The 23,875-nt window shown below is 73.2% G+C and carries 20 protein-coding genes and 1 tRNA gene; 10 read left to right on the forward strand and 11 right to left on the reverse strand.

The genetic code is table 11. From position 1 onward, the window contains the following. Positions 1–30: 30 nt before the first annotated feature. The 5 genes from ACZ4TR_RS11000 (at position 31) to ACZ4TR_RS11020 (ending at position 7,353) form a co-directional block, all read left to right on the forward strand. Positions 31–1,113, forward strand: coding sequence for a sensor histidine kinase (locus tag ACZ4TR_RS11000; RefSeq protein ID WP_465286860.1), 1,083 nt, complete (start codon positions 31–33; stop codon positions 1,111–1,113). Then, complete coding sequence (locus tag ACZ4TR_RS11005) at positions 1,110–1,754, forward strand: response regulator (protein ID WP_465286861.1); 645 nt, start codon at positions 1,110–1,112, stop codon at positions 1,752–1,754. Before ACZ4TR_RS11000 ends, ACZ4TR_RS11005 begins: the two co-directional genes overlap by 4 nt. A 99-nt stretch (positions 1,755–1,853) precedes the next feature. Beyond that, entirely contained in the window at positions 1,854–2,249 is a 396-nt protein-coding gene (locus tag ACZ4TR_RS11010) for a hypothetical protein (protein WP_465286862.1), read from the forward strand. A gap of 1 nt (position 2,250) precedes the next feature. Continuing rightward, positions 2,251–3,546, forward strand: coding sequence for a GlxA family transcriptional regulator (locus ACZ4TR_RS11015; protein WP_465286863.1), 1,296 nt, complete (start codon positions 2,251–2,253; stop codon positions 3,544–3,546). 153 nt (positions 3,547–3,699) lie between these two features. Beyond that, a complete protein-coding gene (locus ACZ4TR_RS11020; protein WP_465286864.1) occupies positions 3,700–7,353 on the forward strand; it encodes a family 78 glycoside hydrolase catalytic domain in 3,654 nt (1,217 codons plus the stop codon). 97 nt (positions 7,354–7,450) lie between these two features. Here ACZ4TR_RS11020 and ACZ4TR_RS11025 read toward each other — a convergent pair whose 3' ends face one another. Next, complete coding sequence (locus ACZ4TR_RS11025; protein ID WP_465286865.1) at positions 7,451–8,764, reverse strand: cytochrome P450; 1,314 nt, start codon at positions 8,762–8,764, stop codon at positions 7,451–7,453. 38 nt (positions 8,765–8,802) lie between these two features. Further along, on the reverse strand, positions 8,803–9,147 hold the full coding sequence (locus ACZ4TR_RS11030) for a hypothetical protein (protein ID WP_364528461.1): 345 nt from the start codon (positions 9,145–9,147) through the stop codon (positions 8,803–8,805). A gap of 182 nt (positions 9,148–9,329) precedes the next feature. Between ACZ4TR_RS11030 and ACZ4TR_RS11035 the strand changes: the two genes are divergently transcribed. Both ACZ4TR_RS11035 and ACZ4TR_RS11040 read left to right on the forward strand, forming a co-directional pair. Beyond that, a complete protein-coding gene (locus ACZ4TR_RS11035) occupies positions 9,330–10,589 on the forward strand; it encodes a cation:proton antiporter domain-containing protein (protein ID WP_465286866.1) in 1,260 nt (419 codons plus the stop codon). 317 nt (positions 10,590–10,906) lie between these two features. Beyond that, positions 10,907–11,089, forward strand: a complete 183-nt coding sequence (locus tag ACZ4TR_RS11040) for a CsbD family protein (protein ID WP_465286867.1) — start codon at positions 10,907–10,909, stop codon at positions 11,087–11,089. A 54-nt stretch (positions 11,090–11,143) separates the two neighbouring features. Here the strand turns inward: ACZ4TR_RS11040 and nrfD are convergent, their stop codons facing one another. The 6 genes from nrfD to ACZ4TR_RS11070 all read right to left on the reverse strand — a co-directional run bounded on the left by nrfD (position 11,144) and on the right by ACZ4TR_RS11070 (position 19,373). Further along, positions 11,144–12,064: an NrfD/PsrC family molybdoenzyme membrane anchor subunit gene (nrfD, locus tag ACZ4TR_RS11045; protein ID WP_465286868.1), complete on the reverse strand. Its 921-nt coding sequence runs from the start codon at positions 12,062–12,064 to the stop codon at positions 11,144–11,146. Then, positions 12,061–12,906, reverse strand: a complete 846-nt coding sequence (locus ACZ4TR_RS11050) for a 4Fe-4S dicluster domain-containing protein (protein WP_465286869.1) — start codon at positions 12,904–12,906, stop codon at positions 12,061–12,063. The genes nrfD and ACZ4TR_RS11050 overlap by 4 nt, the downstream gene beginning before the upstream one ends. Continuing rightward, complete coding sequence (fdh, locus tag ACZ4TR_RS11055; RefSeq protein WP_465286871.1) at positions 12,899–16,138, reverse strand: formate dehydrogenase; 3,240 nt, start codon at positions 16,136–16,138, stop codon at positions 12,899–12,901. The genes ACZ4TR_RS11050 and fdh overlap by 8 nt, the downstream gene beginning before the upstream one ends. Before the next feature lie 142 nt (positions 16,139–16,280). After that, positions 16,281–18,005, reverse strand: coding sequence for a selenocysteine-specific translation elongation factor (selB, locus tag ACZ4TR_RS11060; protein WP_465286872.1), 1,725 nt, complete (start codon positions 18,003–18,005; stop codon positions 16,281–16,283). After that, positions 17,996–19,279, reverse strand: a complete 1,284-nt coding sequence (gene selA, locus ACZ4TR_RS11065; protein WP_465286873.1) for an L-seryl-tRNA(Sec) selenium transferase — start codon at positions 19,277–19,279, stop codon at positions 17,996–17,998. The genes selB and selA overlap by 10 nt, the downstream gene beginning before the upstream one ends. Continuing rightward, positions 19,279–19,373: transfer RNA gene (locus ACZ4TR_RS11070), tRNA-Sec, on the reverse strand. The genes selA and ACZ4TR_RS11070 overlap by 1 nt, the downstream gene beginning before the upstream one ends. A 54-nt stretch (positions 19,374–19,427) precedes the next feature. Here ACZ4TR_RS11070 and selD point away from each other — a divergent pair. Both selD and ACZ4TR_RS11080 read left to right on the forward strand, forming a co-directional pair. Further along, positions 19,428–20,420, forward strand: coding sequence for a selenide, water dikinase SelD (gene selD, locus ACZ4TR_RS11075; protein WP_465286874.1), 993 nt, complete (start codon positions 19,428–19,430; stop codon positions 20,418–20,420). Between the two features lie 35 nt (positions 20,421–20,455). After that, complete coding sequence (locus ACZ4TR_RS11080) at positions 20,456–20,668, forward strand: DUF2795 domain-containing protein (protein ID WP_364528434.1); 213 nt, start codon at positions 20,456–20,458, stop codon at positions 20,666–20,668. Here ACZ4TR_RS11080 and ACZ4TR_RS11085 read toward each other — a convergent pair. Further along, entirely contained in the window at positions 20,665–20,946 is a 282-nt protein-coding gene (locus tag ACZ4TR_RS11085) for a hypothetical protein (RefSeq protein WP_364528431.1), read from the reverse strand. The two genes, ACZ4TR_RS11080 and ACZ4TR_RS11085, sit on opposite strands and share 4 nt — an antisense overlap. Before the next feature lie 55 nt (positions 20,947–21,001). Here ACZ4TR_RS11085 and ACZ4TR_RS11090 point away from each other — a divergent pair, with 55 nt between their 5' ends. After that, on the forward strand, positions 21,002–21,568 hold the full coding sequence (locus ACZ4TR_RS11090) for an isochorismatase family protein (protein WP_465286875.1): 567 nt from the start codon (positions 21,002–21,004) through the stop codon (positions 21,566–21,568). 463 nt (positions 21,569–22,031) lie between these two features. Here the strand turns inward: ACZ4TR_RS11090 and ACZ4TR_RS11095 are convergent, their stop codons facing one another. Beyond that, complete coding sequence (locus ACZ4TR_RS11095; protein WP_465286876.1) at positions 22,032–22,934, reverse strand: serine hydrolase; 903 nt, start codon at positions 22,932–22,934, stop codon at positions 22,032–22,034. Next, positions 22,931–23,797: a LysR family transcriptional regulator gene (locus ACZ4TR_RS11100; protein WP_465286877.1), complete on the reverse strand. Its 867-nt coding sequence runs from the start codon at positions 23,795–23,797 to the stop codon at positions 22,931–22,933. Before ACZ4TR_RS11100 ends, ACZ4TR_RS11095 begins: the two co-directional genes overlap by 4 nt. Positions 23,798–23,875 lie beyond the last annotated feature (78 nt).

Genomic DNA, 23,875 nt, shown 5'->3' on the forward strand with positions numbered 1-23,875 from the left:
CGCCGGGGCCAGACGCCCCAGAGTGACCTCATGAACCGGGCCCTCGGGGTGCTGACCTGCGGCGCCTTCCTCTCGATCGTGCTCGGGGTCCTCGGGTCCGGGGAGCCCGTGCTCGCGTTGGTCCTCGGCGCGGTCTTCACCGCGTTCGCGACGCTGGGCTTCGGCTGGGTGCGCGGCCGCGACGGGTGGGCGTGGCCGGCCGCGTACGTCGGTGTCCAGCTGCCGCTGGCCTTCGTGACGTTCACGATCAGCGCCGGGGTCGGGGCGACGTTGTTCCTCGTCGTGCTGGTCAGCCAGTGCGTGCTGCTGCGCCTGCCGCTGCCGGTGATCGCGCTCGTCATCGCGGTGGTGCCGCTGGTGCACCTCGGGATGTCGCTGGGCGAAGGCCTGCGGGAGGGGCTCGGCACCCTGGTTTCGGTGCTGTTCGCGGCCGTCATCACCGAACTTCTGCTGCGAGAACAGCGCTCGCGCGGGGAACTCGCCGAAGCCCACGAGAAGCTGCGCGACTACGCCACCCAGGCCGAACGGCTGGCGACGGCGCAGGAACGCAACCGCGTCGCGCGGGACATCCACGACGGGCTCGGGCACTCGCTCACCGTGGTCCAGATGCAGGTCAAGGCCGCGCGGGCGGTGCTGCCGACCGATCCGGGCAAGGCCGACGAGGTCCTCGCGAAGGCGCAGGAGCAGGCCGAGAAGGCGCTCTCCGACGTGCGCCGCTCGGTGAAAGCGTTGCGCGAACCGCGGCCGGCGCCCTTGCCGGAAGCGTTGCGGGTGCTGGTTTCCGAAGCGGGGGTCCCGGCGGAGCTCGCGGTCTCCGGTGCCGAGCGGCCGTTGCCGGAAGAACACCGCGAAGCGCTGTTCCGGACGGCACAGGAAGGGTTGACGAACGTCCGCAAGCACGCCGGCGCGGACCGCGTCGAGCTGGTCCTGGACTACGCGGACGCCTCGGTCCGGGTCGTGGTCCGCGACGACGGCGCCGGCTCCGATGGCGGCGCGTCCCCCGGCTTCGGACTACTGGGGCTGCGGGAACGCGCCGAGCAGCTGGGTGGCAAGCTCGACTTCACCTCGGCGCCGGGCGAGGGCAGCGCGCTCAGCATGGAGGTTCCGGGATGACACCGGTCCGCGTCCTGCTCGTCGACGACCAGGCGCTGTTCCGCGAAGCCCTCGGCACGCTGCTGGCCACCCACGACGGCATCGACGTCGCCGGCGAGGCAGGCAACGGCGAGGAAGCGCTGCGCCAGGCTGCTTCCCTGCGACCGGACGTCGTGCTGATGGATCTGCGCATGCCGGTCCTCGACGGCGTCGCCGCGACCCGCCGGCTGCGGCTGGAGCACCCGTCCGTGCGGGTCATCGCGCTGACGACGTTCGACGACGACGAAGACGTCTTCGCCGCCCTTCGCGCGGGTGCGGTCGGGTACCTGCTCAAAGACGTCTCGTCGGCCCGGCTGATCGAGGCGGTGCTGGCCGCCGCGCGCGGTGAATCGGTGCTGCAGCCGTCGGTCGCCGCGAAGGTCGTCGCGCGGTTCGCGCAGCTGCCGGAACCGGCTCCCCGGCCCCTCGTGGTGCCGTTGTCCGAGCGGGAGCGGGAAGTGCTGCGCCTGCTCGCGGACGGCCGCAGCAACCGCGAGATCGCCGCAAGACTGTTCCTTGCCGAGGGGACGGTGAAGAACCACGTGACGAACCTGCTGGGCAAGCTCGGCGCCCGCGACCGCACCCAGGCCGCGCTGCGGGCCCGGGACCTCGGCCTGCTCTGAGCGGTCACATGACCCGGGTCATGACTTCCGGCACGTCCCCGCGCGGCCGGCACCCGCGATTCTCGTCCAGGAGCGAAACCGCACTGGAGGGAACCCGAGATGACCACCACCACCGCCGCCCCACCCCGGACCACCGTCCGCAAGCTCGCCCGGTTCACCGGGCACTACGTCGAGATGGTCGCCGCCATGCTCATCGGCATGATGGCGCTGCACCCGCTCTGGCCGGCCGCCTGGCTGGAACGCGCGGACGCCGACGCGCTCGTCATGGCCACGGACATGACCGTCGCCATGACCGCGGCCATGCTGCTGCGCAGGCATTCGTGGCCGCGGATCGCCGAGATGGCCGCCGCCATGTACCTGCCGTTCGTCGCGCTGCTGGTGCCGTTCTGGCTCGGGGCGATCGGCGGCGGCACCCTGATGATCGCCGGGCACGTGCTCATGTTCCCGCTGATGCTCGCCGCCATGGTGTGGCGCCGCGCCGAGTACTGGCACTGACATGCGGACCGTGCTGAAGTGGTTCGCGCTGGTCGTCGCCGTGCTCGCCGTCCCCGCCGTCGGCGCGACCCTTTCCGCGCTGTCGGCGTTCGGGGCGCTCTACTCCCCCGGCCCGGACCGGCCGGTGCCCGCCGCGGCACCGCCCGTCCACGACCCGGCCAAGCCGACCGCGGTCGTCGTGGTCGGCGACCGCGGGGCCGTCGTCTCCGATGCCCTTGCGCCGTACGAGGTCCTGGCCGCGACCGGCCGGTTCAACGTCTACGCCGTCGCGCCGGAGCGGGCGCCGAAGCCCCTGACCGGTGGCCTCGACCTGATGCCCGACCTGAGCTTCGACGATCTCGCCGCCCTGCTCGGCCCGAAGGCACCCGACCTCGTCGTCGTGCCCGCGTTGCCGGACGTCGGCGAGCCGAGCACCGAGCCGGTCAAGAGCTGGCTTCGCACGCAGGCCGCCCACGGCGCGAAGCTGCTGGGCGTCTGCAACGGCGGCGGGGTGCTCGCTTCCGCCGGCCTGCTCGACGGCCGGCCCGCCACCGCGCACTGGCTGAAGCTCGACGCCTTCGCCGGCGACTACCCGGCCGTGCGCTGGGTGCGCGGGCAGCGGTTCGTCGACGACGGCGACGTCGTCACCACCGCCGGGATCCTGTCCGGCATCGACGGGACGCTGCACTGGGTGGAACGGCTGGCCGGCCGCGAGGTGGCGGCCGGCGCCGCGAAGGCGATCGGCTGGCAGCGCTACGGCATGACGGTCCCGGTGCACCAGCCGGCGTCGATGCCGGACGCGGCCGCGATCGTCAACGCCGGTTTCCGCTGGAACCCCGACGAGATCGGGGTGCTACTCACCACCGGCGTCGGCGAGATCGAGCTCGCGTCGGTGTTCGACACCGAAGGCCAGTCGCTGTCCTCGCGCACGCTCGCCGTGAGCGTCGACGGTGCTCCGATCCGGTCGCGGCACGGCCTGACCTTCGTGCCGCGGGATTCCCTGGCCTCGGCGGATCTCGACCGGTTGGTCGTGCCGGGCGCGACGCGCGGGGTGACGACGCCGCCCGGCGGCCCGGACTCGGAGTACGTCCACGACCGGCCCGGCTTCGCCTACGAGACCGCGGTCGGGGCGCTCTCGCGCCGCACGGACGTCGCGACCGCGCGCTGGACCGCGAAGGTCCTGGAGCTGCCCACCGACGGCGTCGTCTTCGAAGGGCGAGCCTGGCCGTGGCTGCCCACGGCGCTGCCGATCGCCCTGGTCGTGCTGGGCGCGGCGGTGGTCACGGTGGTCGTCCGGCTGCGGAAGCGCCGGTCCTAAAACGATTTAGGATTCCCCTGCTCGTCGAAGCGATTCACCAAGCGTGCGTCCCGGTGGAGTATTGCCAACGTGTGATTTCGTGATTACAGTCACGTATCGCACGTGGTTGAAACGTTTTAAATCTCGTCCCGTCCCCGCCGTAAGGGAGCCCGCATGCTGCCCTCGAAGCTCTGGCGCGCGACCACCACCACGCTCGCCACGATCCTGGTCCTGTCCGCCGCCGCGGTTCCGCCGGCCGGCGCCGCTCCACCGGTGGAACTGGGCGGTGCGCACTGGATCTGGTACCCGGAAGGGGATGCCCGCGTCTCCGCGCCGGCCGCGACCCGGTACTTCCGCACCACGTTCACCGTCCCCGCGGCCGCGGTCAGCGACGCCCGGTTCGTCGTCACCGGCGACGACACCGCCGACGTCTGGCTCAACGGCAAGCCCCTCGCCTCATCGGCGCGCACCATGGATTCGTGGCGCTCGGCGCTGACGGTGGACCTCCGGCCCGCACTGGCTCCCGGGGTCAACACCCTGGCCGTCGCCGTCCGCAACGCCGGCGGCGCGGCCGGCCTGCTCGGGCGGGTGCGCGTCACGACCGCGTCGGGCACCACCGACGTCACGACCGGAGCCGGCTGGAAGAGCGCGGCGACCGCGCCGGACGGCTGGGAACAGCCCGGCTTCGCCGACGGGAGCTGGGCCGCCGCCCGGGACCTCGGCACCTACGGCACCGGCCCGTGGGGCACGCGCGTCGGCACGCCGAGCGCCTCGGCCAAGACACCGCTCTCCGTCGCGAGCGCCACCGTTGGGCAGCGCGTGAACCCCCTCGGCGTCGACCCGGCGCAGGTCCGGTTCGGCTGGAAGCTCGCGTCTTCGGCCGCGCAGCAACGCCAGTCGGCCTACCAGCTCATGGTGTCCACCGGCGGCAAGGACGTCTGGGACAGCGGCCGCGTCACGTCCGCGCAGCAGGCCGACGTCGCCTACGGCGGACCGGCGCTCACCTCGCTGACCGCCTACACCTGGAAGGTCCGCGTCTGGGACGGCGAAGGCCGGATGAGCGGCTGGAGTGCCGTGCAGCGCTTCGAAACCGCGCTGCGCGACCCGGCCGCCGAGTGGACCGGTGCCTTCCTCGGCCGCGCCACGGCCGGCCCGGACCTCGCCGGCGCGAGCTGGGTCTGGTATCCCGAAGGCGATCCGGCCGGCGGCGTGCCCCCGGCCACCCGGTTCTTCCGGAAGACCTTCGAACTCGCCGCGGCGCCGGCGAAGGCCACCCTCGTCGTCACCGGGGACGACACCGCCACGGTCTGGGTCAACGGCACCCGGGTCAGCGACTCGGCCCGCGTGCCCGACTCGTGGAAGACGGCCGCCGTCGTCGACGTCGGCACTCTGCTGACCGCCGGGACGAACACGATCGCCGTCAGCGCGGAGAACACCACGCAGAGCCCGGCCGGGATGATCGCGAAGCTGACCGTCCAGGGTGGACCGACCGTGAGCACCGACGGCACGTGGAAAGCGAGCCAGAGCGGCCCGGACGGCTGGCAGCAGCGCGGGTTCGACGACAGCTCCTGGCCGGCGGCGCGGGCGCTGACCGCGTACGGCACCGGGCCGTGGGGCGCGAACGTCGCCGTGAGCGCGCCCGCTCCGCTGCTGCGCAAGAGCTTCACGGTGTCGAAGCCGGTCGCGAGCGCGCGGCTGCTCACCACCGCGCTCGGCCTGCAGGAGACCCACCTCAACGGCGCCAAGGTCGGCGGCGAGGTTCTGGCCCCGGGCTGGACCGACTACGCGAAACGCCTGCAGTACCGCGTTTCCGACGTCACCAAGCAGATCAAGCCCGGCGAGAACGTCCTCGGCGCCCTGGTCGGCAACGGCTGGTACTCCGGCAGCGTCGGCATCGCCGGCAGCCGGAAGTACGGCACCGAGCCGTGGTACTCGGCGCAGCTGAAGCTGACGTTCACCGACGGCACGACGGCCACGGTCGCGACCGACGGCACGTGGAAGACCGGCGACGGCGCGATCCGCGCCGACGACCTCTACCAGGGCGAGACATACGACGCCCGGCTCGCGACCGGCTGGGACCGGCCCGGCTTCGACGACCGCGCCTGGGCGGCTCCGCGCGTCAAGACCGGCGCGAAGCCGAACCTCGTGTCCCAGGTGGACAACGGCGTCACGGTGCAGCAGGAGTTCAAGCCCGTCTCCTGGACGCAGCCCAAGCCGGGCGTGTGGGTGGCCGACCTGGGCCAGAACTTCAGCGGCTGGAACAGGCTGTCCGTGACCGGCCCGGCCGGCACCACGGTCACCATGCGGCACGCCGAGGTGCTCGACCCGGACGGCACGATCTACACGACGAACCTGCGCGCGGCGCAGGCGACCGACCGGTTCACCCTGGCGGGCACCGGAAGCGCGGAGACGTACGAGCCGCGGTTCACCGTGCACGGCTACCGGTACGTCGAGCTGACCGGCCTGCCGTCGGCCCCGACCGCGGCGACGTTGACGGGCCGGGCGATGTGGACGTCCGCCGCGCAGCCCGGCACGTTCACGACGTCGAACGCGCAGGTGAACCAGCTGCAGCACAACATCCTGTGGGGTGAGCGCTCGAACATGCTGTCCGTGCCGAGCGACTGCCCGCAGCGCGACGAGCGGCTCGGCTGGACCGGCGACATCGGGATCTTCGCCGGCACGTCGACGTTCAACCTCGACGTCGCGAACTTCCTCGGCAAGTTCAGCGACGACCTGGTCGACGCTCAGCACGCCGACGGCTCGTTCACCGATGTCGCGCCGGGCGTGCTCGACGGTTCGGGCTCGGCGGGCTGGGGCGACGCGGGCGTCATCGTGCCCTACACCCTGTGGCAGCGGTACGGCGACACGAGCGTGATCGACGAGCACTTCGCCGCGATGGTCAAGTGGGTCGAGTACCTGCGCTCGACGTCCGGTGCGGACCTGATCCGCGACCACCAGACGTTCGGCGACTGGCTCAACGTCACCGACGAGACCCCGCACGACCTGATTTCGACGGCGTTCTTCGCGTGGTCGTCACGGCTGGTGTCGCGGATGGCCGCGGCCACCGGGCACGCGGACGAGGCCGCGAAGTACGGGACGCTCGCCGACCAGGTGGGGGCCGCCTTCACGAACCGGTTCGTCGCCGCCGACGGCACGGTCGGGTCGAACACCCAGACCGGGTACGTGCTGGCGCTGGCGTTCGGGCTGCTGCCGGCCGACCGCGTCCAGCCCGCGGCGGACAAGCTGGCGGCTCGGGTCGCCGCCGCGAACGGGCACCTCACCGTCGGGTTCCTCGGCGTGGAGAACCTGCTGCCGGTGCTGGCCGCGCACGGCCACGCGGACGTCGCGTACCAGGTGCTGCTGCAGCCGGACTTCCCCGGCTGGGGGTACATGATCGGCCACGGCGCGACGACGATCTGGGAGCGCTGGGACGGCATCAAGCCGGACGGCTCGTTCAACGACCCCGGGATGAACTCGTTCAACCACTACGGGCTCGGGTCGGTGGGCGACTTCCTGTACCGCTCGGTCGGCGGGCTGTCGCCGGCGTCCCCCGGGTACGCGTCGCTACTGGTGGCGCCGCGGCCGGGCGGCGGGTTGACGTCGGCGAAGTCGGCGTACGAGACGCCGTACGGCAACGCGGTCAGCGACTGGTCGATCTCGGCCGGGAAGCTGACGCTGCGGGTGACGGTCCCGGCCGGCGCGTCGGCGACGGTCCAGGTGCCGACGTCCCGGCCGGACTCGGTCGTGGCGCCGCCGGAAGCGGTGCCGTCCTCGTCCGGGTCGTACTTCGTGCCCGCGGGTACGTACGTCTTCACCGCTCCGGCGTGACCGGCTGACCAGCGCCCCAAGGCGGCCTTGGTTGCGTCCAACGCACCGAAGGCCGCCTTGGGTGCGTTGGACGCAACCAGGGCCACATTGGGGCGCTTCAGGCCGGGCGCACCGCGAACTTGAGGTGGAAGTTGTCCAGGGTGGCCGGGAGGGGACGGTCCGGGGACAGCACCGGGCCCGTCTTCTGCTCGAAGTCGTGTTCGCGCAGCAGGTTCGCCAGCAGCGTGCTCGTGCAGAACTGGACGAGGTCACGGCCCGGGCAGATCGCCGGGCCCGCGCTGAACGGCACCAGCGCGGGGTTCTCCGCCGCGCGGCCATCGAGCCAGATGTCCGGCTCGAAGCGGTCGGCGTACGGCAGCTCCGCGTCCCGGTGGAAGAACGGCGTGAAGATCAGCACCGTCGTGCCCGCCGGGCCCCACGACGTCTCTTCCGTCGTCTCACGCAGGATCATCGGCGTGGTCGGCCACAAGCGGACCGCGTCCAGGACGCACGCGCGCAGGTAGCCCAGCTGCTGCGGCTCGGCCGGATCGGCGTCGGGGAGCTCCGAACGGGCCCGCTCCAGCGCCGCCGGGTGGGTCGCCAGCAACGCCAACGTCCGGAACGTCACCATGCCCGCCGCGTCGAACGCGAACAGCCAGTGCGCCACCTGGTCGGCCGCGGTGCCGTCGTCGCCGGCTTCGGCGATCGCCGCCGCCAGGCTGCCCGGCTCGGCCCGGCCGAGGTGCTCGGCCAGCCGGGCGTGGAAACGCTCGCGCAGCCGCTTGCGCCGCGGGTGCACGTACGCCCAGTTCGCGTCGAGCCGCAGCCGTTCCAGCAGGTCGGTGAGCGTTTCGTCGTCACGAGCGCCCGGCCCGAGCACGATCGTGCGCACCAGCCGCCACCACGCGACGTTGAAGGTGTCCCAAGTCAGCTCTCGGCCGGCTTCGCCGAGCAAGACGGCAGCTTCGTCCGCGATCGCGCGGGCGAACGGCGCCGCGAGCTCGTGCAGCGGACGTCCCGGCTCGAGCACGGCTTCGGTGAAGCGGCGGCGCGGACGGCGGTCATGCGCGTCCGAAATCAGCACACCGTGCGGCTGGAAGTGCCCTAATGCCGCCCGCTTCTCCACTGTGGACGGACTGAACGGCGTCGGCGCGCCGGCCAGCAGCGTGCCGACGTCCTCGCCGGAGAGGGCCAGCTCCACGGACCGGCCGGGTACGCGCAGCTTCAGCGGGCGGCCGTCGTAGCGGTCCCGCAGCCGGGTGAGCAGCTTGACGGCGGGGCGGTCGACCTGCAGCTTGCCGGCCAGCCCCATCGCGGCGGGACGGCGTTTGATCACCCCGCCCGCGAGCGTGGGCAGCGCCACTTCGGCCGCGACGCGCAGGGTCTCGGTGACCGAGGCGGTCACGGGTCGGGTCAAGTGGGTGGAGGTCATTGCGCCCGGTTACCCGAGCCCGCCATCGGAAAACGCGCTCAGTGGCGCAGTGCGAGGTTCAGCACATCACCCGCGTGGTCCAGGCAGTCGACGCAGATCACCGCATCCCGCTGGGCGCACGTGACGCGCAGCAGCGGGCGCCGCAGGCCGAGGAACGTCCGGCGCTCGCGGCGGCCGCAGAACTCGCAGACCGCGGCCAGCGGCGACGTCACCGCCGCGAGCACATCACCGCCCGGGGTCTCGCGGTCGGCGCCGTCGCGCACCACCCGGAGCCCGGCTCGCACGCAGTCCACGCAGATCGGCCCGGCCTTGCCCGGGACCCGCGGGCCGCGCACGCTGCCGCAGAACCGGCAGGGCCGTCCGGCCCCGTTCGCCGCCGTCACGCCGCCTCCTCACCGGTTTCGCCGCGCGCACCAGGGGAACCCCGGGCACGACGCCACCTCCCGGTCACGCTACCCGCATCCGGCCGGGCGGGGGCGTCGGCGGAACCGGCTCACGCTCGGCCGGGACCCGTGCACGGACCTCCCGCCCGGGTGGCACACGGCATGAGCGGGCAGGAGGAACGTTGTCGTCGTTGACCGTGCTGTTCGGGGTGGCCGGCCTGCTCGCCCTGGCCGCGGCGATCGTGCCGAAGCTCGTGGCCGACCGGCCGTTCTCGGTGCCGCTGGTGATGCTGATCGCCGGGATCGTCCTGGGCGTGCTGCCGCTGCCCGCGCCCTACGGCAACGGCTGGAGCGATCCCGCCTCCCACCTGGAGGGCGTCGAGTCCTTCACGCAGGTGGGGATCCTCGTCGCGCTGGCCGGGGCCGGCCTGTCCGTCGACCGCCCGTTCGGCCTGAATCGCTGGGGTTCGACCTGGCGGCTGCTCGCGCTGACCATGCCGCTGTCGATCCTCGCGATCGCCGCGCTGGGGTACTGGTGGCTCGCCTTGGCGCCGGGCGTGGCACTGCTGCTGGCCGCGGCGCTGGCGCCGACCGACCCGGTGCTGGCGGGCGACATCGGCGTGCCGCACCCCGACGTCGAGCCGGATCTGGCCCGGAACAACGAAATCCGCTTCACGCTGACCACCGAGGCGGGGCTGAACGACGGGCTGGCCATGCCGTTCGTCCTGCTCGGCCTGGCGATGGCGGGCAGCAGGCCGAACCTGGACCTCTCCTGGGTGCTCGTGGACCTGCTGCTGCCGGTCGCGACCGGCGTGGTGCTCGGCCTGGTCGCCGGCCGAGGGCTCGGCTGGGCGATCTTCCGCACCTCGTCGGATCGCCTGCGGCTCGCCGAGTACGGCGACGGCCTGGTCCTCCTCGCCCTGGCCTTCCTGCCGTACGCGCTGGCGGAGCTGGCCCACGGCAACGGCTTCGTCGCCGTGTTCACCGCGGCGGTCTGCGTCCGCAAGCTGGAGCGCGAGCACGACTACCACGGCGTCCTGCACGCCTTCGGCCACCAGCTCGAACGGCTCTTCGTGCCGCTCGCCCTGCTCGGGCTGGGGCTGGCCATCGGCGACGGGCTGCTGCTCGGCCTCCGGCCCCTCGAAGTGGTGATCGCCGTGGTCGCGGTCCTGGTGGTGCGGCCCGTGGTCGGCTGGGTGTCGCTGCTCGGGTCCTCGGCCGGGCGGCCCGCGACGCTGGCCATCGCGTTCTTCGGCGTCCGCGGCATCGGCACGCTCTACTACCTCGCCTACGCGATCAACCGGCTGCCGGTGGAGCACCAGGACGTGCTCTGGCGGGTCGGCGCGCTCGCCGTCGCCGTGTCGGTGCTGGTCCACGGCATCCTCGCGGAGCCCGCCATCAAGCGGATCGAGCGGATGGGCGGCCACCTGCCGGCCCGCTGAGCCGGTTGGCGGGTGCGGCCACGGGGTACCCCGAGGTGTTGCACTGGTGGCTCGGGCTTGACCGGCCTGTGGGTTCGACGCTGTCGACGCCGCCGCTGCCGGAGCCCGCGCCGCACGGCGGGCCGTCGGCGGAGCTTGGCGGCCCCGGGTCCGCTGGCTGCTCGCCGTCCCCGAAGTGGCTCCTCGTGGGCGTGACCGCCTTCACGGCCCTCGTTTGGCTGTGATGTGTATGCGGCGGACGAGTGGGTACTTCTGTGTCAAGGCCCTTTTGGCGACTGGCCGATCCGGAAATGTCGCCGCAACGAAAGGTGCACGCCATGAACGACAAGATGGAGAACAAGGGCGAAGAGCTCAAGGGCCGCGCGAAGGAAGCCGTCGGCGACGCCACGGGCAACGAGCAGTGGCAGGCCGAAGGCAAGTCCGACCAGGCCAAGGGCTCGCTGAAGCAGGCGGGCGAGAAGGTCAAGGACGCCATCAAGGGCGTCACGAACAAGGACTGACCACGTCCTTCGCCGCCGCACTCCGGGTTTCCGGGGTGCGGCGGTTTCGTGTCTTCAGCGTCCCTCGCGCTCGATCCGTTCCCGCTGCGGAACCACCACGTACTTCGGGTCCTTTGTGGATTCCACGCCTGCGGCGTAGACGCCGAAGCGCGTGCACAGGCCCGAAGCCAGGTAGGCCGCCCCGGCCAGCACGCCCGCCGCCCGGTTCCGCCGCGCCAGCAGGGAAAGCCCCGCCCCGGCCGCCGTCAGCGCCTTCGCCGCCTTCAGCAGCTTGCCCGCGCGGCCCGTCCGGTACGGCTCCGACACCAGGCCCAGCCCGGTCTCCAGGTGGTGTTCGGCCAGCAGTTCCGCGACCGCCCCGGCCAGCCCCGCCCGGACCGCCGGGCCGGTCTCGCTCACGGGCACCGCCAGCAGGGCAGCACCCGCACCGCTCGTCAGCGCGCTGCCCGCGAACAGCACCGGGAGCGTTCCGTGGGCTTCGTGCCACGACGGTGTCGCCGTGTCCGCCAGCAGCACCGCCGTGTACGTGCACATCGCCGGGCCGAGCACCCCCGCGCCCACGCCCGCCAGCCGCCCGATGCCCGGCAGCAGACCGGTCAGCTCGGCCGCGGCGGACACCGCGGCCAGCCCCGAGAACGGCGACAGGATCCACGATCCCACCGACAGCGGGGACGTCGGCTTCAGCACCCGCAGCATGTGCAGGAACCGCATCGGCTTCCCCAGGTCGTGGATCAGCGCCACGACGCTCGCGAGCGACCCACCGGACGCGACGAGCCGGCCCACGCGGGCCAGGACCGGCCGCCCGGTGACGTCGGCGAGCGCCGCCAGCGTCGCCGACGCGCCCGCCGCGCCTCCGAGGAACAGGTACAGCGGCACGTCCGGCTGCTTCCAGGCCGGCTCCTTGAGGATCGGCCTGCCGTAGTAGGACTTGAACTCGGCGGGCTCGACCATCGCCCGCTCGCGGCGCGGGCTCACCGGCGCCGTCCCAGGAACGACGCCACGACCGCCACGGCCACGCCGGCCGCCGTCACCGCCGCCCGCTTCCACATCGCGGGCAGGTCCCGCGTGGTGACGACCGGGTCCGGCGGCAGCCCGTAGACCTCGGGTTCGTCCAGCAGCAGGAAGAACGCGCCGTCCCCGCCCACCCCGTCGTCCGGGTCGCGGCCGTAGAGCCGGGCCTCCGGGACGCCCGAGCCGTGCAGCGTCCGCACCCGCTCGTCGGCGCGTTCCCGCAGCTCGTCCAGCTCGCCGAACTGGATGGAGTCGGTCGGGCACGCCTTGGCGCAGGCCGGTTCCAGGCCCGCGCCGAGCCGGTCGTAGCAGAGGGTGCACTTGAACGCGCGGCCGTCCGACTCGCGCTTTTCGATGACGCCATAGGGGCAGGCCGGGACGCAGTAGCCGCAGCCGTTGCAGATGTCCTGCTGCACGACGACGGTGCCGAACTCGGTGCGGAACAGCGAGCCGGTCGGGCAGACGTCGAGGCACGCGGCGTGCGTGCAGTGCTTGCAGACGTCGCTCGACATCAGCCAGCGCACGCCCGGGTCGTCCTGCCCCGGCGCGCCCACGTCCGGCATTCCCAGGTCCACAGTGGACGGTTCCGGGGCGGCGGGCTTGGATTGTTCGACGAAGGCGACGTGCCGCCAGGTGTTCGAGCCCAGCGCGCCGGTGTTGTCGTAGGACATGCCGAGCAGGTCGAGGCCGCCCGATTCGGGTACGCCGTTCCACTCCTTGCACGCCACTTCGCAGGCCTTGCAGCCGATGCACACGGACGTGTCGGTGAAGAACCCCATCCGGGGCTGGGTGCCGTACTCAGCCATCGGCTCGCCTCCGGTACTCGGCCACGAACTCCGGCAGCGCGGCGCCGCGCGGGCGCCGTCCCGGCCGGATGTCACAGGTGGCCGCCTTGGACTCCTGGATGTGCACGTTCGGGTCCATCACGATCGACAGCAGGTCGTTGGCGGCGTCGCCGCGGGACAGGCCGTTCGGGCCCCAGTGGTAGGGCAGGCCGACCTGGTGGATCGTCCGGCCGCGGACCTTCAGCGGCTTCACGCGGTCGGTGACGAGGACGCGGGCCTCGATCGCCGTCCGCGCGGAGATGATCGTCGCCCAGCCGCCGTTCTCGAGGCCGCGCTCGGCCGCCAGCGCCGGCGAGACCTCGCAGAAGAACTCCGGCTGCAGCTCCGACAGGTACGGCAGCGTCCGGCTCATGCCGCCCGCGGTGTGGTGCTCGGTGAGCCGGTAGGTCGTGAAGACGTAGGGGTAGACCGCGCTCCGCGACGGGTTGTACGGGTTCGACGGGCTTTCCAGCGTCTGACGCGTCGGCGATTCCTGCTGGCTGTAGAGCGCGTTGTCCACCGGGCTTTCGAACGGCTCGTAGTGCGTGGGCAGCGGGCCGTCGGCCAGGCCGGCCGGGACGTAGAGCCACGCCTTGCCGTCGGTCTGCATGATGAACGGGTCCCGTCCGCCGAGCGCCTCCTGTGCCTTGGCGCCTTCGGGCGGCTCGTAGTCGGGCGCCTTGGTCGGCTCGAAGTCCGGGACGTCCGGCCCGACCCACTTGCCCTCTTCGGCGTCCCAGCTGAGCAGCTTCTTCCGCTCGCTCCACGGCTTCCCGTCCGGGTCCGCCGACGCGCGGTTGTAGAGGATCCGCCGGTTGGCCGGCCACGCCCAGGCCCAGCCCTGGGCGACCCAGTCCTGTTCGCTCCCGGGCTGCCGGTTCGCGGCCTGGTTCTTCCCGTCCGCGCGCACGCCGCAGTAGATCCAGCAGCCGCACGCGGTCGAGCCGTCGTCCTTCAGCTGCGTGTAGGCCGAGAGCGGGCCGTCCGGGCCGTGGCCGTTGATCTCGGCGAGCACGGACTCGGCGCTCGGGTCGTCGGTCGGACCTTCGACCGGGTAGCTCCACGTGAGGTCGCGGATCGGCGCGTCGCGCGGGTCGTCGCCGATCCGCTCCCGGATCAGCCGGCCCAGGTGGTAGTAGAACCACAGGTCGCTGCGGGCGTCGCCGGGCGGTTCGACGGCCTTGTGGTGCCACTGCAGCAGGCGCTGGGTGTTGGTGAAGCTGCCGTCCTTCTCGGTGTGCGCGGCGGCGGGCAGGAAGAAGACCTCCGTGCCGATCTCCTCCGGCTTGAGCTCACCGGTCTCGATCTCCGGGCCGTCCTTCCAGAACGTCGCGCTCTCGATCAGCTGCAGGTCCCGGACGACGAGCCAGTCGAGGTTGGCCAGGCCGAGCCGCTGAAACTTGCCGTTGGCCGAGCCGACCGCCGGGTTCTCCCCGACCAGGAAGTACCCCTTGCACTCCCCCTCGATCTGCTTCTGCACGGTCGCGTACGTGCCGTGGTCACCGGTCAGCCGCGGCAGGTAGTCGAACCGGAAGTCGTTGTGCGGCTGCGCCGACTCGCCCCAGTACGACTTGAGCAGGCTCACGGCGTAGGAGCGCATGTTGCCCCAGAAGCCGGTCTTGCCCGCGTCCGCTTCGACGAACTCGTCGAGGCTCTGGTGCTGGTGCGCGTGCGGCATCGGGATGTAGCCGGGCAGCAGGTTGAACAGCGTCGGGATGTCGGTGGACCCCTGGATGCTGGCGTGGCCGCGCAGCGCGAGGATGCCGCCGCCGGGCCGGCCGATGTTGCCCAGCAGGGTCTGCAGGATCGACGCCGTGCGGATGTACTGCGCGCCGACCGTGTGGTGCGTCCAGCCGACGGAGTACACCCAGGCCGTCGTCCGGTCACGGCCGGAGTTCGCGGTGATCGCCTCGGCGATCTCCCGGAACTGCTCCACGGGCAGGCCGCAGACGTCGGCGACCAGTTCGGGCGTGTAGCGCGCGAAGTGCCGCTTGAGCACCTGGTAGACGCAGCGCGGGTGCTGCAGCGTCTCGTCGGTCTTGGGCTTGGCGCCGACCGCCGCGCCGCCACTGCCGTAGGTGTCCGCCCGGGCCGTGCTCTGGTGGCCTTCGCCGCCGTGCTGGCTCTCCGAACCCGGCTCGCCCGGCTGCTCCGGGTCGGTGGACCCGGACGCGGGCACCGTCGGCGCGCCTTCGTACTCCCACGTCGTCATGTCGTACTGGCGCCGCTCGGGGTCGTAGCCCGAGAAGACGCCGTCGAGGTCTTCGGTGTCTTCGAAGTCCTCACGCAGGATCGCGGCCGCGTTCGTGTAGGCCAGCACGTAATCCCGGAAGTCCTTCCCCTCCGACAGGACGTGGTTGATCAGGCCGCCGAGGAACGCGATGTCCGTGCCGGCGCGCAACGCCGCGTGGACGTGCGAGACCGCGCTGGTACGGGTGAACCGCGGGTCGACGTGGATGATCTTGGCGCCACGGGCCTTCGCCTCCATCACCCACTGGAACCCGACCGGGTGACACTCGGCCATGTTCGAGCCCTGGATGACGATGCAGTCGGCGTTGGCGAGGTCCTGCTGGAACGTCGTGGCGCCTCCACGACCGAAGGAGGTCCCCAGACCGGGAACCGTGGCGGAGTGTCAAATACGGGCCTGGTTTTCGATCTGGATCGCGCCGAGCGCGGTGTACAGCTTCTTCATCAGGTAGTTCTCTTCGTTGTCCAGCGTCGCGCCGCCCAGGCTGGCGAAGCCGAGCGTGCGGTCGAGCTTGCGACCCTGGTCGTCGACGTCCTGCCACGTCTCGGCGCGGGTCTTGAGGACCCGGTCGGCGATCATGTCCATCGCCTGGTCGAGGGACAGGGGTTCCCACTCGGTGCCGTACGGGCGGCGGTAGAGGACTTCGGTGACGCGGCTCGGGCTGGTCACGAGCTGCTTGCTGGCCGAGCCCTTCGGGCAGAGCCGGCCGCGGGAGATGGGCGAGTCCGGGTCACCCTCGATCTGCGTGACGCGGCCGTCCTTGACGTAGACCTTCTGGCCACAGCCGACGGCGCAGTACGGGCAGATCGAGCGGACGACCTTGTCGGCGTCTTCGGTGCGGGCGTGCCATTTTTCCGAACCATCCGATTTCGCCGCGGCGGCGCGCGCTGTCCGGTCCGGACCGGTCAGCTGCCGGTACACCGGCCAGCCGCCGAGCCAGCCTTCGATCCGCTGCCGCGCGCTCATGCTGGGCACGGTAGTAGCGATACCCGCGGTTCGCAGGTCTAACCACTCGTCCGGCGGGTCGCGGTCCGCGGCCGCCCCGGCCGAATGTCTTGAATGAGTCATTCAGGTCTTCGGAGGTCTTGAATGACTCATTCAAGACGTTTCAGCCCACCGTGCGGCGGGTCCCGTCACCCAGGGGTTCGGTCAGGCCCGCCGCGTCGAGGCGTTCCAGCAGCGGGATCATCACCCGGCGGGTGCTGTCCAGGGCCCGCCGGGCCTCCGAAACCGTGAACGGCCGGGAAAGCGAGCGCAACTCTGTCATCGCGCGCTCTTCGACGTCCGGCCCCAGGACCACCCCCTCCGCGACCGCCGTCAGCCGGCCGAGGCGGACGGCCGCCGCCAGCTCGCGGCGGCCGAGGCCCAGCGCCCGCAGCTCGTCCGCCTCCGGGGCGCGGAACGGGTGCTCGGCGAGCCGCTTCGCCACCGTTTCCAGGGCCTTCTCGACGGCCGGGGCGAGCCCCGCGCCGGGCCGCCGGACGAGCCCGCCCGCCACCTCGAAGCCGGTGCCCGCCAGCAGCGGGCCGACCAGTTCCGGTGCGGGCAGGCCAAGCCGCTGCCGCAGTGCCTCCACCGGCACTCCCGCCGCCACCGCGTCCCAGTCCCGCACGATCGCCGCGGCCTCCGCACGCAGCGCGGCGAACCGGGCCGGGTCCACGCGCCAGCCGCCGACCGGGTCGCCCGTCTCGGGCAGCCCCATCGCCGCGAAGTCCGCGGCCCGGACGAAACCGACGCGGCGCAGGTAGGCCGCGGCGAGGTGGGGGGAAGCCAGTTCGTCGCCCCGGGCCCGCGCCGCACCGCGGCGAGCCAACGACGGCGGCCGGACGTCGAGGACGTCGAACCCGGCGGCGATCCGGTGCTCCCCCGGATCGCGCAGCAGCCCGCGATCGCCCACGCGCAGCGGCAAGGCGGACGCCGTCGTGAGCCGCGCGGTGTCCGTCCCCAGTGGACGGACGCGCACCGGCACCGCCGCCGTGCCGAGGTGCAGCACCAGGTTCCGGTGGACCGCGGCGGCGTCCACGCCACGCAGCCGGACGTCGAACTCGGCCGTCGCGTGCCACCGGCCCGGCGTGAGCAGGACGTCGCCGCGTCCGACGCCGGCGCGCGCGGTGCCGCGCAGGTTCACCGCCACCCGGGCCACGGCCGTCACCCGGTCGTGCGGTTCGCCGAGGGCCTGCAGGCCGCGGACCTTCACCCGCGCGTCGCCGAGCAGCAGCTCGTCGCCGACGGCGATCGTCCCCGCGGCCAGGGTGCCCGTGACGACCGTGCCGGCGCCCGAAACGGTGAACGCCCGGTCGATCCACAGCCGGACGTCGGCGCTCGGATCGGGGGCCGGCAGCGTTCCGGCCAGGGTGGCGATCGCCGCGCGCAGTGCGTCGAAGCCCGCGCCGGTGGTCCCGCTGACGGCGACGCTCGGCACCGCACCCAGCGACGTCCGGCCGATCTCGGCCAGTGCGGCCTCGGTCGCGGCCGCCGGGTCGGCCCGGTCGGCCTTGGTGACGACCAGCAGCCCGCGCCGCACCCCGAACGCGTCGAGCGCGGCGAGGTGCTCGGCCGACTGCGGCATCCAGCCCTCGTCGGCCGCGACCACGAACAGCACCGCCGGCGCGGGCCCGGCGCCCGCCAGCATGTTCGGCACGAACCGTTCGTGGCCCGGCACGTCCACGAACGCGACGTCCTCGGCGCCGATCCGCGTCCAGGCGAACCCGAGGTCGATGGTGAGCCCGCGACGGCGTTCCTCGGCCCACCGGTCCGGTTCCATCCCGGTCAGCCGGCGCACGAGAGTCGACTTCCCGTGGTCGACGTGGCCGGCGGTGACGATCACCCGCATCGGCGCACGGCCTCCCGGAGCTTCGCGTCCTCTTCCGGGCGCACGGTCCTCAGATCGAGCAGGCACCGGTCCCGTTCGACGCGGCCGACGACCGCGGGTTCGCCCGTTCGCAGCGCGGCGGCGTACCGGGCGGGCAGGCTCACCGCGACGCTGGGCAGCTCGACGCCCGGCGCTCCCCCACCGCCGACGGCGGCGACGCACGAAACCACCCGGGCGTCCACGCATTCCAGCGCTCGGACCAGGTTCTCCGCTCGCTCTCGGACGCTCGCGACGGACGCGTCGAGGGCCGTGCGCACCGGCGGCCGGGGCCCGCGGAGCGTCGCTTCGAGCGCGGCGAGCGTGAGCTTGTCGACGCGCAGCGCCCGCGCGGCCGGGTGCCGCCGCAGCCGTTCGACTACGTCGGCGTCGCCCAGGAGGAGGCCGGCCTGCGGGCCGCCGAGCAGCTTGTCGCCGCTGGCCGTGACGACCGTGGCGCCCGCCCGCAGCGCGCTCGTGGCGTCCGGTTCGTCCGGCAGGAGCGGGTGCGGGGCCAGCAGGCCGGAGCCGATGTCGGCGACCACGGGCACGCCGAGGCCGGCCAGCTCGCCGAGCGCCGCTTCCGAGGTGAAGCCGGTGACGCGGTAGTTCGACGGGTGCACCTTGAGCACGAACCCGGTGTCCGGGCCGACGGCGTCGGCGTAGTCGCGGACCGAAGTCCGGTTCGTGGTGCCGACCTCGCGCAGCCGGGCGCCGGTCGACACCAGGAGGTCGGGGATGCGGAAGCCGTCCCCGATCTCCACCAGCTCACCCCGGCTGACGACGATCTCCCGTCCCGGGGCCAGCGCCAGCGCGCAGAGCAGCAGGGCAGCCGCGTTGTTGTTGACGACGTGCACGGCGCCGGCGGCCGGGACGGCGGCGGCCAGCGCCGCCAGCGCTCCCCGCCCCCGCCGGGCCCGCTCTCCGGTCGCGAGGTCGAACTCGACGTCGGTGGCGCCGCCGGCCGCTACCAGGGCGTCCAGGGCGGCCGCGGACAGCGGGGCGCGGCCGAGGTTGGTGTGCACGACGACGCCGGTCGCGTTGATGACCGGCCGCAGCGACGCCGCGCTCGCCGGGAGCCGCGCGAGCACGCCGTCGACGACGTCGCCCGGGGCGATCTCGCCGGCCCGCGCGGCCTGCTGGGCGGCCTGGATCGCCGCCTTCACCAGGTCCCGGCCGAGCGTCTCGGCGAACTTGGCGATCCGGGGCTCGGCCAGCAGCGCGTCGGTCCGCGGGATCGCGCGGCGGGGGTCAGGCATGGCGGAGGCGGACGGGAATCGAACCCGCCAGCGGCAGGACCTGCCGCTCAACGGTTTTGAAGACCGTGCCGGTCACCAGGCCGGATACGCCTCCCTGCACCATGCCCGCCATCCTGCCAAGTTCGCGGCCGGCGGGCACGATGAACCGGTGGCGCTTCGACTGACGCAGTACGCGCACGGCGGCGGCTGTGCGTGCAAGATCCCGCCCGGCGAGCTGGAAGAGGCCGTCCGCGGCCTCACCGGCAGCTCCCCCACCCATCCGGTCGGCGAGCTCCTCGTCGGCCTCGACACCGGCGACGACGCGGCCGCCGTCCGGATCTCCGGGTCCACCGCGCTCATCGCGACCACCGACTTCTTCACCCCGGTCGTCGACGACGCCTACGACTGGGGGCGGATCGCCGCGGCCAACGCGCTGTCCGACGTCTACGCCATGGGTGGCACGCCGGTGGTGGCGGTCAACCTGCTCGGCTGGCCGCGGGAGACGCTGCCCTTCGAGCTGGCGGGCGAGGTGCTGCGCGGCGGCCTCGACGTCTGCGGGAAGGCGGGCTGCCACCTGGCCGGCGGACACAGCATCGACGATCCGGAGCCGAAGTACGGGCTGGCCGTCACCGGCGTCGCGGATCCTTCGCGGCTGCTGCGCAACGACGCCGGGCGCGCGGGCGTGCCGCTGACGCTGACCAAGCCGCTGGGCATCGGCGTGCTGAACTCGCGGCACAAGGCCACCGGCGAACGGTTCGCGCAGGCGATCGACGTCATGACGACGCTGAACGACGCGGCCGCGCGCGCCGCGCTCGAAGCGGGGGCCGTGTGCGCCACCGACGTCACCGGCTTCGGGCTGCTGGGCCACCTGCACAAGCTGGCCAGGGCGAGCGGGGTCACCGCGCGGCTCGACCCGGCGGCCGTGCCCTACGTCGAAGGCGCGCGTGAGGCGTTGCGCGACGGGTACGTCAGCGGCGGCACCCGCCGCAACCTCGACTGGGTGCGCCCGCACGCGGACCTGTCCCGGATCCCGGAGGACGAGGCGCTGCTGCTGGCCGACGCGCAGACGTCCGGCGGGCTGCTGGTCGCCGGGGAACTGCCGGGTCACCCGGTGATCGGGGAGCTCGTGCCCCGCGGGGACCACACGATCGTCGTAGGCTGAGTTTTCGGGCCGTCCGCGGCGGGTACGCGGGGATCATGCCTGCACCGGACCGTTCCAGCCTCGAACAGCACCTGGCCGAGACCGACTACCCGTGCGGCCGCGAGGAGCTCCTGCGGCGCGCCGCCGCGGCCGGCGGCGGCGACTCCGTGCTGGGGTCGCTCGGCGGCCTGCCCGCCGGCGACCGCTACGAGAACTTCGACTCCGTGTGGGAAGCGGTTTCGGCGAAGCACGTCGGCGGGGCGCCCTAAGCGAGCCGCTCCACGGCGTCGCGCGCTTCCTTGAGATCCGCGCCCGTGTTCTCGCGGTAGGCCTTGATCGCCTGGATCTTCTTGCCCTCGCGCAGCAGCGCGGTGACCTCGGCGAGCCCCGGTTCCTCGACGGTGACGCCGAGCTGCGCGACGATGGCGTCCAGCTTCCGTTCCATCCGCTCGAGCCGGCGGGTCAGCCTGCGTTCGGTGGCCGACGAGCCCAGGCCGACGACCACCACGAGCAGGACGACCCCGAGCAGCAGCATCCCGTAGTCCATGGCGGATCATGCTACGTCGCGGAAACTGTCGGTGCCCGCGTTTAAGGTGAGCGGCATGACGACTTTGCCCGATCGCCCGAACACCGCCCTGTTGATCGTCGACGTGCAGAACGGCGTGATGAACGGGGCCCACGACCGCGCGGCCGTCCTCGCGAACATCGTCGCCTTGGTGGACAAGGCGCGGTCGAACGGGGTCGACGTGGTGTGGGTCCAGCACACGAGTGAGGAGTTCCCTCGCGGGAGCGAGGTGTGGGAGTACGTGCCGGAGCTGGTGCGGCGGGAGACGGAACCGTTGGTGCACAAGATTTACGGCGATTCGTTCGAGGACACCGACCTGGAGGCGGTGCTGTCGGCGCGTGGCATCGGCAGGCTGGTGGTGGCGGGAGCCCAGACGGACGCGTGCATCCGCGCCACCCTCCACGGCGCGATCACCCGCGGCTACGACGCGACGCTGGTGTCCGACGCGCACACGACGGAGGACTTGTCGGCGTACGGGGCGCCGGAGCCGGGAGCGGTCATCGCGCACACGAACCTGTACTGGCAGTTCCACACGGCGCCGGGCCGGACGGCGGGGACGGTGCGGACCGCGGAGGTGGAGTTCGGGGTGGCAGCGCCGGCCTGAGCCGCGGCGGCGGGATTTCGGTCGGGTCGCTCGCCGGCGGCTCGCCGGGTACTCGTGGGGTCGCTCGAGAGTGCTCGGCTCGTGCTCGGCGGCGGCTCGCGGGTCGCGGGTCGGCCGCCAGCGGCTCGGCCGGTGCTCACCGACGGCTCGGCGGCGCTCGCGGGGTCGCTCGCAGCTCGCCGGCAGCGGCTGGCGAGCGCTCGGCGGCGGGTCGCGGGGTCGCTCGCGGCTCGGCCAGCAGCGGCTCGGCCGGTGCTCACCGGCGGCTCGGCGAGTGCCCGAGGGTGCTCGCCGACGCCCGGCGAGTGCTCGGCGGCGGCTCGCGGGGCCGCTCGCGGCTCGGCCAGCAGCGGCTCGGCCGGTGCTCGCCGACGCCCGGCGAGTGCTCGAGGGTGCTCGAGGGTGCTCGAGGGTGCTCGGCGAGTGCTCGGCGGCGGCTCGTGGGAACGCGGCCAGCCCGATGTCACGCGCCGCGCAGGTGATCGCGCAGGGCGCGGGCAACTCGGGCCATCAGCACGTCCGCTTCGGGCTGCAGTACCGCCGGCACCCGGGACTCCGTCAGCGCCACCACTCCGAACACCCGCCCGTCCGCGTGCTCGACCACCCCGGCCTCGTGCCGCAGATTCAGCAGCGTCCCCGTCTTCGACGACCAGCGGGCCGCGTCCGAGGCGAAGTCCGGTGTCAGGCGGTGGCGGATCACGTTGTGCGCCATCAGTTCCCGGACGCCGGCGGCCACCACCGGATCGATGCGCGACGGCGTCCACAGTGCCTGCAGCAGCTCGAGCACCGCCCGCGCCGACGCCGCGTTCGCTCGCGTGACGTCGAGTTGCGCCAGCCGGTGCCCCTGTCCCGCCGTGCCCGCGCCGATGGCGAGGGAATGGGCCAGGTCGGCCTCGCCCGCGTCGAACCGCTCGGCCGGGGTGTCGACCAGATCCGCCATCAGGTGGCGCACGGCGATTCCGCGCAAACCCCAGCCGTCCAGCGTGTGCATGATCAGGTCCGGCGGGGTGAGGCCGAACAGGACGTCGGCCGCGACGCCGTCGCTCAGCGCCGTGCTCAGGTACAGCAGGTCGTCGACCGCGATCCGGGCCGGGTGGCGGAACCGCGTCAGCCCGATCGGCCCGGGGGTGGTGACCCCGCCGGGCTCGACCTCCAGCTGCGTCGCGCCGTCCAGCTCGCCGCGGCGGATGCGCTCCAGGGTCGCCGCCGCGAGCGGAACCTTGACCAGCGACGCGATCGGGTACACCCGATCCGGGTCGATCCCCAGCTCGTGCCCGGAGCGCAGGTCACGCACCAGGAACGAGCCACGCAACCCGCCCTCGTCCAGTTCGGCCCGCAACTGCCGGACCAACGCTTCCGCGCTCACCCCTCGACCCCTAAACACCGCGCGACCGCGGCAGACAAGCCGCGCACCCGCTCCGCGTCATCGCCCGATCCGGCCGCGACTTCGAAGCCACGCGCCAGCGGGACCTCCCCGACCGGCCGCCAGTGCAACCCCAGCTGGTCGGCCTGCGCGGCCGAGCACAGCAGCAGGTCCGCCGAACCGAACACCGCCGCGGCGGCCGCGGTCAGCGAGCCGGCCACGGCGACCTGGGCCGGCCGCAGGCCCACGGCGTCCCGGGCCCGCAGCAGCGGGTCGCGGACGTGGGGGACGTCGTCCTCCGGCTGGATCCACACGTGGCGCCGGGCGCCGCCGGCCCGCCCGGCCCGGAGGGTCTCCAGGTGCACCACCCGCGCCGGCGGCGAGACCACCCCGGCCAGCCCCAGGGGCACCGACCACTCGCCCTCGCCGGCCGGGACCGCGACGAGCGCCGCTCGCACCTCCTGCGTGCGCACGAGCTCGGCCCGCTCCCCCGGCGGAGCGACGCGGAACTCCAGGTGGACCTCCCGCGTGCGGGCCTCGGCGGCCAGTTCCGCCAGCTCGCGCACCCCGCAGATGTCCGGGACGGCCACGTTCATCGGCCGCAGGCGCGCCCGCCGCGCGTCGTGTTCCAGGGTGTCGGCCAGCTGCACGAGCCGCCTGGCCGTGGGCAGCACGTCCCGTCCGAACGGCGTCAGCCGCGCCCGGCGGGTCGTCCGGTCGAAGAGCCGCTCACCGAAGTGCCGCTCGAGCGCGGCGATGCGCCGGCTCGCGACCGGCTGCGGGATCCGCGCGACCGCGGCGCCCGCCGTGAAGCTCCCCGCCTCGCTCACGCTCACGAACGCCCTGCAGCCGCCGACCAGATCCACCCCGCCACTCTATGCGATTCCGGCATCGAACCGTTCGTTTCCGTCTTGGACAGCATGACCGAAGCCGGTGAGACTGCG

The sequence above is a fragment of the Amycolatopsis sp. NPDC028719 genome, assembly GCF_055565395.1.